The 11,422-nt window shown below is 66.0% G+C and carries 10 protein-coding genes; all 10 read right to left on the bottom strand.

Annotated elements, in window-relative coordinates:
* Window positions 1-1,332: heavy metal translocating P-type ATPase (locus tag B3D39_RS05795; RefSeq protein WP_286789498.1), on the bottom strand; the 1,332-nt coding region annotated here is incomplete at its 3' end.
* 231 nt (window positions 1,333-1,563) lie between these two features.
* A protein-coding gene (locus B3D39_RS05790; RefSeq protein WP_414717972.1) for an IS5 family transposase occupies window positions 1,564-2,333 on the bottom strand; the annotation gives its coding sequence in 2 pieces (ribosomal slippage) (window positions 1,564-2,015 and window positions 2,015-2,333; 771 coding nt in all).
* 312 nt (window positions 2,334-2,645) lie between these two features.
* Window positions 2,646-2,903 (bottom strand): hypothetical protein, encoded by a 258-nt coding sequence (locus B3D39_RS05785; protein WP_008889357.1) that lies wholly within the window; start codon window positions 2,901-2,903, stop codon window positions 2,646-2,648.
* Window positions 2,900-3,574, bottom strand: coding sequence for a YcbK family protein (locus B3D39_RS05780; RefSeq protein ID WP_286789497.1), 675 nt, complete (start codon window positions 3,572-3,574; stop codon window positions 2,900-2,902). Before B3D39_RS05780 ends, B3D39_RS05785 begins: the two co-directional genes overlap by 4 nt.
* A gap of 74 nt (window positions 3,575-3,648) precedes the next feature.
* Window positions 3,649-3,939 (bottom strand): DUF6127 family protein, encoded by a 291-nt coding sequence (locus tag B3D39_RS05775; protein ID WP_286789496.1) that lies wholly within the window; start codon window positions 3,937-3,939, stop codon window positions 3,649-3,651.
* An 18-nt stretch (window positions 3,940-3,957) separates the two neighbouring features.
* On the bottom strand, window positions 3,958-5,238 hold the full coding sequence (locus B3D39_RS05770; RefSeq protein ID WP_286789495.1) for a hypothetical protein: 1,281 nt from the start codon (window positions 5,236-5,238) through the stop codon (window positions 3,958-3,960).
* Entirely contained in the window at window positions 5,238-8,741 is a 3,504-nt protein-coding gene (locus B3D39_RS05765; protein ID WP_286789494.1) for a phage tail protein, read from the bottom strand. Before B3D39_RS05765 ends, B3D39_RS05770 begins: the two co-directional genes overlap by 1 nt.
* A gap of 6 nt (window positions 8,742-8,747) precedes the next feature.
* A complete protein-coding gene (locus B3D39_RS05760; protein WP_286789493.1) occupies window positions 8,748-9,212 on the bottom strand; it encodes a C40 family peptidase in 465 nt (154 codons plus the stop codon).
* Window positions 9,202-10,812 (bottom strand): DUF2163 domain-containing protein, encoded by a 1,611-nt coding sequence (locus tag B3D39_RS05755; RefSeq protein ID WP_286789492.1) that lies wholly within the window; start codon window positions 10,810-10,812, stop codon window positions 9,202-9,204. The genes B3D39_RS05760 and B3D39_RS05755 overlap by 11 nt, the downstream gene beginning before the upstream one ends.
* A complete protein-coding gene (locus B3D39_RS05750; protein WP_286789491.1) occupies window positions 10,809-11,411 on the bottom strand; it encodes a DUF2460 domain-containing protein in 603 nt (200 codons plus the stop codon). The genes B3D39_RS05755 and B3D39_RS05750 overlap by 4 nt, the downstream gene beginning before the upstream one ends.
* Window positions 11,412-11,422: the final 11 nt, after the last annotated feature.

Below are 11,422 nucleotides of genomic sequence, written 5' to 3'. Positions count from 1 at the left end.
GCCCGGTGCCTCAACATATGCACCACCCTTGATCAGCACCCCGGCCCGCGCAGAGGCGGTGAGTGCAGCGACGATGGAGACCGGTGTCGAGATGACCAGAGCACACGGGCAGGCGATCACCAGCAGCACGAGTGCATTGTAGAACCAATAATCCCAGGCCCCACCCAAAATGAGCGGCGGCAGCAGGGCAATTGCAATGGCGAGAGCCATGACGATAGGCGTGTAGATGCGGGCGAACTTCGCCACCCATTGCTCCACCGGCGCGCGGCGGGCATGGGCGTCGCCGACCATGCGGATGATCTTGGCCAAGACGGTGTCCGAGGCGGCCTTCGTGGCGCGCACCGTCAATGTGCCTTCGCCGTTGATCGTGCCGGCATAGACTTCGTCGCCTCGTTCCTTTGTGACCAGCGCACTCTCTCCGGTGATTGGCGCCTGATCGACCGCGCCCGCGCCGTCCGTCACCTCACCATCCAGCGGGATACGGTCGCCACCGCGTACTATGAAGCTTGCGCCTACGGCGACTTGAGCCGCCGGAACGTCGGCCTCGCTTCCGTCTTCGCGGATCACGCGCGCCGTCGGTGGTGCAAGATCCAAGAGCGCCGAGACCGCATTCCTTGCACGCCCGACGCTCCAGCTTTCGAGGTAGAGCGAGAGCGAGAAGAAGAACGCGACCGTCGCCGCCTCGAAGAATTCGCCAAGCCCGATGGCACCGGCCACGGCGACAACCATGAGCAGGTTCATGTCCGGCGACAGCCGCCGAGCGGACGACCATGCCTTGGGTGCCACGAGCCAGACACCGAACAGGATCGCAACCGCGAACAGCCCTGCCTCGACCAGCGGCATCGGCGCTTCGCCGTGCCCCGCGAAAAGGCCGAGCGCCCCGCCCATGCCGGTCTCGATGATGTGCCACAGGAATCCCGCGGCCCAGAAGCCGCCGCTGAGCGCCGTAAACAGCCGCTGTCGTGCAAGATGGGCCGCCTGGTCGACCGACGCGTTTTCGGCATCCCAGGGCTTGGCGGTCATGCCGGTGCTTGCCACCAGTTCTGCAACTTCGCCGTCCGATACCTGCATTGCGCTGTCGAGGATGGTCATCCGTCCATTGATCACGTCGAACGCGAGATGCTCCGCCCCGCCGATCTTCGGGCCGACCACCTTGTTCAGGATCGCGACCTCCTCGGCGCAATCGAGGCCTGAAACCTGAAAGCTGCGCCCGGCATACGGCGCGGGCGTCACTGGAGCGACGTCGCCACAGCTTCGACTGCCTTCGCAGCAGCCGTCGCCGGATGCCTGCGGAGCGTCGGTATCATCATGGCGGTGGATATCAGACGGCATGAACGGACCTCGGGATTCGGACAGTTCAGATCGACATAGCACCTACAGCAACTAGAGCTTCAAGTGAAAAATCGGTTGGTCTTCATGTCCTGTTTTTTGGTAGGACTGACAGCGGATTGCCCCGTTTTGGCGAGGCAGAAAGAAAATGCGAAAGGAAACTCAATGCAATCGATCATGCAAAAACGTAACGTGATGGTCCTGCCCACGTTAGGGTCAGGACTCGTTCTCGCGTCATAGCCAGAACATGACTGTTGCTGCGAGGGCGACGGCGGAGAGGAAGACCGTCGGGCACCTGTCGTAGCGGGTAGCAATCCGTCGCCAGTCCTTCAGTCGCCCGAACATGATCTCGATCCGGTTGCGGCGTTTGTAGCGGCGCTTGTCATGCTTGATTGGCTTGCCGCGTGACTTCCGGCCCGGGATGCAGGGCTTTATCCCCTTGTCTTTCAACGCCTCTCGGAACCAGTCGGCATCATAACCGCGGTCGGCCAGCAACCACTCCGCATTTGGCAGGCTGCCCAGCAGGGCCGCGGCGCCGGTGTAATCGCTTACCTGGCCGGCGGTCATGGAGAAGCGGAGAGGGCGCCCCTCGGCGTCGGTGACGGCATGCAGCTTGGTGTTCATGCCGCCCTTCGTTCGGCCGATCAGACGGCCGCGCAGGTCGCCGGGGCCCCCTTTTTCGACCGCAGGCTGGTCGCCGTGCGGTGCGCCTTCAAGTAAGTCGCGTCGATCATCACCGTCTTCGGAACAGCGGCCTCGGCGGCCAGGCCATCCATCATCCGGGCGAAGACCCCTTTGTCACTCCACCGCTTCCAGCGGTTGTAGAGGGTCTTGGGAGGGCCGTACTCCCTCGGCGCATCCCGCCACCGCAACCCGTTGCGATTGATGAAGATTATCCCGCTCAGCACGCGCCGGTCATCGACCCGCGGCTTGCCATGGCTCTTGGGAAAGAAGGGCTGGAGCCGCGCCATCTGCGCCTCCGTCAGCCAGAAAAGGTTGCTCATTGGTCAGTCTCCTTGCTGAGGCTGAATCATGCCGCAAGCCAATGATCAATGGGTCCTGACCCTAATGATGGACAACCTTTTGGAGGACTGGGGGCAGCCATTTTATCCAGTCGTCGAGTAGCGACGTCTGCCGGTCAACGCCATGCCCTCGACCCATCGCACACTCGCGCTTGCTCCCGCATCACCGCGTAGTCGCTCAGCATCTCAGCGATGACCGAACCTCCCGGCAGGAGGGCCAGCTCCTCCGCCGCCTGCACCTTGAACTCCCGGCCATACTCGACCACGGGCGGGCACGTCGCGAGCCTGCCGTCCTCAGAACGAACCGTCCCGCAGCCGGTCAGCGAGATCGCTGCGATCGCGAGGACGGCGAGCCGCCGCTTCCAGCATCCGACGTTGGACGTCATTGGCCTTCTCCATGGTTTCAAGGCGTTCCGCCAGCCGTCCCGCACGCTCGCCGGAGCGCCGAAGGGCCAGCAAGAACAGAAGGACGGCGAGTGCGATGGCCGCGTAATGCAGGGCCGCCCGGATCCACGGGGCGGCCGCGATCCCGGTGAACAGAGCGGCGATCATCGACGCCCCCGCTTCCAGTCATCAAGCCGCGCGTAGATCGTGACGGCAACGCCCGCGAGCGCTAAGGCGATGAACACCCAGCGCAGCGTATCGAGGTAGGGCACGAGCGGCAGGATCGCGGACTGGGTGTCCGTCAGGACGCTCTGCGCAACCTCGACACCCGCGGCGCCGAGCGTCGCCACACCGGCCGCGCCGCCACCCTTCATCGTGCGGCTGTCGGCCAGCACCTCGCGCGCCGGCAGCGTTTCCGCGGCAAACGCCGTCGCCCGAACCGGGAAGCGTTCGCCCCACTGCCGCGCAGGACCGAGATCAATGTGCATGAAGTCGGAGCGCGGGTAGAAACCGAACCCGAGGAAGCCGACCTCTCGCGCCGCCGCCTCAAAGGCGACCGGGTCGTGGTTCGCCATGGCGATGTCGAAGGCCGTGCCGTCCATGTGCGTCGAGCGTGGCGCGCCGCCGACGGCCCGGTTATGCGCCGGACTGCGGTAGGCCGAACGGACGATGAGGGGCTTGCCAAGCCGATCGCGCAGCGCCTGGAGCTTGTCGAGCGCATCTTCGTTGATCCGCAGGGAGCCGCTGCCTCGGCAGGCGATCTCGGCGGGGGAGAAATTCTTCCAGCGCCACGAGCGCTCGGGCACGTCGCGCCAGTGTTTGTAGGTCATTGTCGTCATGGCAGGTCTCCAGGCACAAAAAAGCCCGCTCCTCGACGAGGGCGGGCGGTGGTCTGATGGGTCGGGCAGATGGGCTAAGGCGTCGGTCCGAAGAGCTTCAGCTTGATGGCGATGCCGGCCATCAGGGCGAGCAGGACGCCGGTGGTGATCAGCCGCACGGCGGTCTGGACGGCCGTCTGTTTCGCGAGGCGGAAACCCGCGAGCAACGAGCGAAGATCGCGGATGTCCTCGGCCGCATCGTGGCCATCGAGACCGACCTCATGCAGGGCGCGCCGCGCGCCCGTCTCGGCCGCGCGCTCCAGCAGGGCTTCAAACTCAGCGGCCGGAAGCGCGATCAGCGCCCCGCTTTCTGGTTCCTTGTCCATGACGCAATCCGGGATTGATCAGAGGACCAGCGTGCCGGCCAGCGTGAACCCGATCCCGGCGAGCGTGGCGTCGGGCGTCGATGGCGCGACCACGCTGAGCACCTGACCGGGCTCCAGCACGGTTTCGCTGGCGGCGATGAAGGTGGCGCTCGTGGCGGCGGCGGCGAAGCGCATGGTGGCGCTGCTCACGCCGTCGACCCGGATGTCGAAATCCGCACTCGCGGTTGCGGCGGCTTCGGCGCTGGCATGGCTTCCGGCAAGATCGATCTTCAGCCGGGTGCGTCGCGCCAACGGCACCCGCGCTATCACCTCGTCCGCTGCCGGTTGCCCGGCCTTGTAGCCGCTGATGTCGGCCGGGGGATCGGCCGCATCCGCGGTCTCGACGACCTCGATGGCCAGCCACGTGCGCTCAAGGCCGCGCAGCTCCCCGGCCGTGCCGACATAGACCGCCAGCTCGAACCAGTCGCCCGCCGATACCGGAAGAACCGCGCTCGACAGGTTGCGCATCTGGTTGGAGTAGCCGCTGTCGCCGCGCACGATGAAGGACCCACCGCCCAGCACGCTGTTGCCGTTCTTGCGTACCTCGACCAGCTGGCTGGTCGGTGAGGTCTGCCACTCGATGTTGCCGACGATCCGGACCTTGGTGGCACCGGCCGGAATGGTCAGACGTGTGGGCTGGCCGGCATCCCAGAATGCGTCGCTGTCGTACTCGGCGCTTTGCCATGGCACGCCGACGTAGACGCCCGTCGTTGCGACGCTGAAATTGGTCGAGCGTCGCAGCAGCGCGCCCCGGAAGGGCAGCAGAGCGCGGTTGAAGATGCCGACACCGGTGGCGCCCCACGCAGCACCATCGAACTGGAGGACGTCGCCGTTGGCGGCGCCGGCGATGGAGACGTCGATGAGATCGCCCAATGCACCAGCGCCACCGCCGACCCCGTAGAGATCGCTGCCATTGCCCTGAACCAGCACCGTCGCGCCCGGAACGATGACGACCTCTGCGCCGGAACCTGCATATTTGGCGCGGACGTCCTGGCCGCCACTCGTCGCGTTTCGGATCGCCAGCCGCCGGTGATTGGCGGGCAGCGTCAGGGTCCGGGATGCCGTCAGCGTACCGGTGAGGATGATCAGGCCGTTCCGGTTGGCCTGGGTGCCAGTCAGCGTCAGGTTGGCGTCGGCCATCGCCAATGACAGTGCTTGGTTCATGGCGTTGTCGAGGGCATCGACCGCGTCGTTGATCGTGACCTCTTTCTGGTTCTGGGCGGCCGCGACATGGGTCACGGCCAGATTGGGGCTGGGCATCAGTTGATCTCCAAAGTGACGGTGCGCGGGAAGCCGCGGCCCGCGACGGCGCTGATCTGGAAGACGGCGACGGTCAGGGACGACGGAACCACACCGAAGTCGGCGAGGATGTCGGCATTGGCGTAAACGACGTTTGGGCTCGTCGCGGCGAGCGTCCGCTTCGCCGCGCCGCCCGGGGCGGAGAGGATGTCGACCTCGTAGGCCTCGGAGGTCTCGCCGAGCGGCACGAGGCCGGTGCCGTCCTTCAACTCGCCACCGATCCGGGTCCGCCGGGCCCAAGAGAGGCTGATGTTGGCCGGACTGCCGGTCAGAGCCGCCTGCACGTTCCAGGGCGCGTAGGGCTTGAGATCTCGGCCGGTATGGCTGGTGACCAATGTTTCCGCATCCTCGAAGATCGTGCCGAAGCCGACCGCCCTCCAAGACCGGGGGAGATCGAGATCGCCGAGCGAGGTGACCATGGTCTCGACATCGTCGGGGTCGAGGAGGACAAACAATTCGCCGGCCTCGTGCCCGTCCACGAAGACATCGGTGCCACGGCGGCCACGCAAAAGCCCGGACAGGGTGTAGGAGCCGTCCGGGTTCAGCGCCACGTCGCGGAACTGGATGATCTCGGGCTCGCCGTTGGCTTTGAGGACAAGGGCCGCGTTGGCGCCGCTGAGCATCGAGTCCTGTGTGACGCTCTCAAGCCGTTCGCCGCCGGTGGTCATGAACACCGTCAGGCTGTTCGTCTCATCGGTCGCGAACGGAGACGTCGGACTGCCGAGCGGGTTCGCCGTGGCGCCCCAAGCCACCTCGCTCAGGGATCGCCCGACCTGTGCCCAAGCCGTTCCGTCGGCGCTGCGGTAGAGAGATGCGCCGGGCCAGCCCGGGCCACCGAAGCCGCCCATGAGGTAATAGATCCTCGACCCCGACCCGCCGGTGTCATCGGTGTCGCGCAGCAGCGGAAGATCCGGCAGGATCAGCCGCGTGGCGGCCTGACTGCCGACGATTTGGACCGGTTTGCCGGAGCCGCCATCGGCAGCCACGTTGGAGACGTAGGTGGCGGCAGCCTCCGAAACCCCTTTCACGGCGAGCGAGAAATCGGCCCCGACGTCGAGACGGGTGATGCGGGTCCGGAAGGTCGAGCCCGAGGCAAAGACCACGTCCACGACATCGGTCGGGTCGAGGCGCAGCCAGTCGGCTGGCAGCTCTGCTTCGTAAGCGCTGCGTTCGATCCAGGCGCTGTAGAGCGTCTTGGCTGCGATCTGCTTGGCCGTCGTCGCATCAAGCGCAAGGGCCAGCTCCACGCTGGACTGGTTGCGCGAATGCATGGTCGGTAGCGGCAGGGAGGTGCGCTTTTCGCTCTGAGTGCCCTGCTGGTAGTCGGCTTGCGCGTCCATGTAGACGACGCTGACCCGTTCTGGCAGTTCGACCTCTTGCGTGCGGCGCTCACGCCAGCTCTCGCCCGTGCGCTCGTCTAGCGGCAGCAGAAGATCCGCATCGATGGTCGCGGCGGGCGGTCGTCCCCGCGTCCGGAACCGCAGGGCGTCGTCGCTCTCTGCCGCGTCGAAGAAATAGGCCTGCGCCAGCGGCTCGACGGCGCCTCGCACGGTGGTCTGCCGGCCGATGACATAGCCGGGAACCGTCGCCCCGAGATCGGCGACGTCTATGTCGGACAGACCAAGGCCGGCACGGGCGCAAAGGTCGGAGACGATGCCGGAGAGCGTCTCTCCACCACCGCCGCCGCGATTGAGGAAGAGCTTCGCCCAGCCCTGGCTGCCGCGGACCAGATGCGTGTCGGTGACGGCATCGTAGACCTGAGCGCCGCCTTCGCTCACCGCACCCGGCCAGATCTCATTGAGAACGAGAGCGCCCGTGGCGGTGTCCAGCTGGATGACGCGCGTGCCCCGCATCAGCGTCCAGCGCTGCCCGCGCAACCGGCTCTGACCGTAGTAAGGCCCTTCGTAGTTGATCTGGATCGGAACGACCGTCTTCCAGACGATGCCGGTGTCGCTGCGCCATTTCAGCGTATAGATCGCGCCGGGTGATCCCCCGTTCGAGATGCGCGCCTGAAAGATGACGCTGTCGTCGGTCGTATCGTAGGTGAGCCCGCCCGCGCTGCCGTAGAAGCCAGTGGCGCCGCTCTCTAGATCCGAGGCTGCGAAGGTGGCAACCTTCTCGAAGGTGACGCCGAGGGATTGACCGATGAGGCTGTCGTACCCTGCCAGTGCCGAGACCCGCAGGCGATAGAGGCCGAGGCTTCCATGGTTCGTGCTCGTCCCGCTGCCGAGGATCCAGCCATCCCCGAAGCCTTCTCCGACCGCACCACCAATGACGCCCCGAACGCGAGGCTCCGTGACGCTCTGCCCGGCGCCCCAGACATAGCCCATGGTGTCGGCGCGGATGAGTCCGACGTCGTCGAAGAGCGATCCGGTGAGAACGAAGTCGACGCGGCCAGAGGGGCCGTAGGCGGAGACCATCCCCATCCACGTGGTGGCGACGAACCGCAGGGTTGAATTGGTCAGGCCGTTGCTGGTGGAGCCGAAGCGGCCGACTTCCTTGATGGCATTCGGTTCGATGCGCAGGATCGGGCGTGAGTTGCTCGATCCGGTCACGACATAGAGGTGACCATCCTCGCCGGAGAACAGCGTGCTCGGGAAGTTGTTCGGCGCGACGCCCGTTATGTCCGTCATCCGCGCCTGGCGGTCTTCTTTCATGGTCCGCAGGCTGAAGCGGCGGATCCCGGCCTCGGCGGCGTTGACGTCGCTGTCCAGGAAGTAGCCGTATCCGCGCCGCCAATCGACGGCCAGGTCGTCGATCTGGTAGGTGCCGAAATATCCGCCTTCGCCCGTCGTGATGAAATCGAGCAGCTGGTAGGGCTGCTGCGCCGCCCGCTGGTAGGTGATCTCAGCCGTGATGTTGGGGATGCGATTGCCGAAATCCGCGAGCGCCAGATCTTCGAAGACGATGGTGGCAAGACCCCGATGGGCGGGCGCGCGGCCCGCGCCGACGTGCGTTTCGATCAGCGGATCGGCCAGCTGATCCTCCGTCCCCGAATGGAACCGGAACTTGAGGTCGGGTTTGGCGACGTCTGGGCTCGCGCCGGTCTTGTCGTAGATGAGTTTGCCGTCCGCCCAGATCCGAAGCACGTCCTCGGCCGGCCCTTCGCCGAAGCTGAGGGCGAAGGACGCGAAGTAGGAATACGTGACCGAGGTCTGGGTGGCTCCGCCGCCGCCCTTGCCGCCCGAGCGGGTCCGGGTGACGTTCTGCTGCTCGCGGATCCCGGACGACCAGATCATGTTTCCGGCCATGCGTAGGGTGCCGTAGCCGATGGCGATCGCTGCGCCATAGGCGGACGAGGAAACGGTCAGGTCGCCAAGGCGCGGTCCCTCGGTAGTGACGTTCTGCCCCTTGGCCGGGAACAAGAGGCTGCCGACCACCGAGCCGACGAGCCAGCCGGCCTGCCAGCCGACGCCGACCGCGGAGCCGAGCGCGGCCCCGCCCACTGCAACGAGAATGGCCATGGGAGGTCAGGATCCGGGAGAGCGAAAGCGAAATGCGAACTTGATCTTGGCCGGCCATTCGCCGGCATAGGATTCCTCGATCACCTGCCTGCGCGTGGCGTGCGCGTGCAGGAGATGCGGCCGTCCGAGCCGTTCCGTCAGAAAGCCGCAATGGCAGGGATAAGCCTGATCAGCGAAGACGAGGACGTCACCGGGCTTCGCTTGTGTGACGGCAATGCCGTCCATGTGCCCGCGAAAGTGCTCGACGAAGCCCTGTCCCTGCGCGCGGCGCCCATAGGCCGTGCTGTCGTGGTCGGCGAGTTCGAGCGCCCGCGCGACAAGGACCACGAGCCCCGCGCAATCAACACCGGCGCGGCTTCGCCCCTGGTGTCGCCAGGGAACACCCAGCCATGTTCGCGCTTCGGCGACAATCGCATCGGCCAGATCCCCGATCGCGGTGGCGGTCGCTGATGGTGGGCGGTCAGCGTGCATCGGGATAGCTCATCATGGCATCCTGGCCCGGCACGTAGGGTTCGCCGCGAAAGTTCAGGACGTTGGCGAAGCGGTCGATGCAGGTGTCGAGCCGCTTGTCGCAGCCGGGATGAACCCGGAAGGCGTCGCCGGATGAGATCGCGTATCCCATCGGCAGGAACAGCTCGATCCGCCCGCTGCCTTGGGTCCAGCCCTTGACCTCGGTGGAACGACCGGCATTGGCGCCGGTCTCCCAGGTCAGCACACCGCCAGCAAACCAGCCATCAACCGCTCGTGGTTCATCGAGCGTGGCATTGAAGACCGCCCGGTCAGTGACTGCCGTCACGATGCCCGACCGGCTCCAGGCGTCCTCGGCCTCGAAAACCGCGCCACCATCGGCGGTTTGCGCGCCGACATTGGTGTCGAAACTCGGTGGCTCGGACGCGGTCGTTCCGGCGGTCACGCACCGATAGACGCGGTTCTCGAAATCCGCGGAAGTCGGTACTGATGCCGTCGTGTCCGTGATCGTCGCCACGACGGCGTCGAAGGCCGCGTTCGACTGGCTGCCGGCCGCGAGCTGGTGGAGGAGCCGGAAGCGGAGAAATCTGGTTCCCACCGGCAGCTGGGCCATCGAGATGCCCCGCTGAACCCAGCTGTCTTCGGGCAGGATCACCTCGAAGCCCGTGTCGAGAAGGGTTGAGAGCAGGTTCGACGAGCCGTCCAGAGCTTCGACGACGACTCGCCCCAAGTCGTCCGGGAACGAATTCGCCCGGCTCACTGCTGCGTCCAGCCGGTAGGCGTCTCCGTCGATCTGCAGTGGATCCAGACCCGATGCGACTAGGTCGATGGATTGGGTCAGCTCCCCCGATGCCGAGCTTCCGCCTTCCAGGTAGAAGCTGCCAGCCGCGGGCGTCAGGCTGCCATTGCCGGCGTCATGCACGTCCCAAGCGCCGGACACCTTCGTCCATCCGGTGGGTGTGAAGCTGGAGCCGTCGCCGGCGCCATCCGCCTCGAAGCTGCCGTTGACGACCGGCAGCGGGAAACTGACCGGCGTGCCGGTCGTGCGCACGCGCACCACGTCACCGAGGATGTACGCCGTCGATCGGGCGATTTCTGGCGGATTGACCGGCACCTTGCAGCGATGATCTCCGAGATCGGCGCGGCATTCCGGGCTGTAGAGTTCGCCGATGCGTTGCTGCAGCGCTTGGGTCATGCCGCGCAGTTCGGTCCGGAAAATGCCTTGCTCGGTCAGCACAACCTCGCCGAACCAGCCGCGGCGCATCCGGAGAGCGCCCATGGCGGGGTTCGCCCAGTTGACCAGGAAGATCCGCACCTCGGCCTGATCGAAGAGACCCGCGCGCAGCTCTTCTTCGGTGATCGACGCGCTGTCGAAGACGCCCTCGACGTCGAGATTGTCGACGCTCAGGCTCGCATCGTTGGCGATGGCCGTGCGCGAATAGCCGGAACTCGCCTTGTAGACGTTGCCCTCGAACGGCAGATCCCGGTCGTGATCGGTGAAGAAGAACTCCTTGCCGTCGATGCGCGAGATGCGCCAGCAGGTGGCGAGCGTCGTCACCGGTCCGGCGAGGTGCGCCGCGAGGGCCGCCGAGGTCGATTTCATGGTCTGATCTCCAGTACCGGGATCTGGCCCCAACTGCCGAGCTGATAGGTTTCGATCGTGAGGTCCATCTGATCGCTGTCGAAGCGGACGGGCACGTCGAACTCGAAGTCCGCCGTCACTTGGACGCCGGATGCGGGGGCGACGGTGAAGGTCACGAGCCCGGTCGCCGTGTTGACGCTCCAGCCAGAGACCGCCTCGGCGCCGTTGCGGTAGATCTTCACCGTTCCGGGAACGGGCTTGGTGATGACCCGGGTCTCGACCTCGCCGCCGCTTGCGTAGGTCTTCACGAGCTGAAACGTCTTGCTCGCGCCGTCGCCTTGCCCGATCAGCTGGGCCAGCGCCTGGTAGTCGGTCCAGTCCTTGAAGCGGAAGCCGTAGGCTCGCCCGCGTCGCGCGCGAAAGAAGGCGATGAGGGCGGCCACCTGATCGCGTTTCTTCAGGCCGTGCGCCACGTTCCATTTGCCCCGTGCGGCGGCCCAGTTCGCGTTGCGCCGCTCGTGTCCCGAAACCGTCGTCACCACGGTGGTCGAGTAGCCGGGACCGCCAGACGCCCCGTAGGAGATGTCCGGCGGGAACTGAACTTCGTGAAAGCCGCTCATCTGTCGATCCG

The organism is Thioclava sp. UBA3469 (assembly GCF_002378135.1).
GTDB classification, from domain to species: Bacteria; Pseudomonadota; Alphaproteobacteria; order Rhodobacterales; family Rhodobacteraceae; genus Thioclava; species Thioclava sediminum.
This window is presented reverse-complemented; position numbering and strand designations above follow the sequence as displayed.

Coding starts and splice junctions, on each gene's coding strand:
- B3D39_RS05760 (WP_286789493.1), bottom strand. CDS start 9,212: ATGCACGCTGACCGCCCACCATCAGCGACCGCCACCGCGATCGGGGAT.
- B3D39_RS05785 (WP_008889357.1), bottom strand. CDS start 2,903: ATGATCGCCGCTCTGTTCACCGGGATCGCGGCCGCCCCGTGGATCCGG.
- B3D39_RS05775 (WP_286789496.1), bottom strand. CDS start 3,939: ATGGACAAGGAACCAGAAAGCGGGGCGCTGATCGCGCTTCCGGCCGCT.
- B3D39_RS05770 (WP_286789495.1), bottom strand. CDS start 5,238: ATGCCCAGCCCCAATCTGGCCGTGACCCATGTCGCGGCCGCCCAGAAC.
- B3D39_RS05765 (WP_286789494.1), bottom strand. CDS start 8,741: ATGGCCATTCTCGTTGCAGTGGGCGGGGCCGCGCTCGGCTCCGCGGTC.
- B3D39_RS05780 (WP_286789497.1), bottom strand. CDS start 3,574: ATGACGACAATGACCTACAAACACTGGCGCGACGTGCCCGAGCGCTCG.
- B3D39_RS05755 (WP_286789492.1), bottom strand. CDS start 10,812: ATGAAATCGACCTCGGCGGCCCTCGCGGCGCACCTCGCCGGACCGGTG.
- B3D39_RS05750 (WP_286789491.1), bottom strand. CDS start 11,411: ATGAGCGGCTTTCACGAAGTTCAGTTCCCGCCGGACATCTCCTACGGG.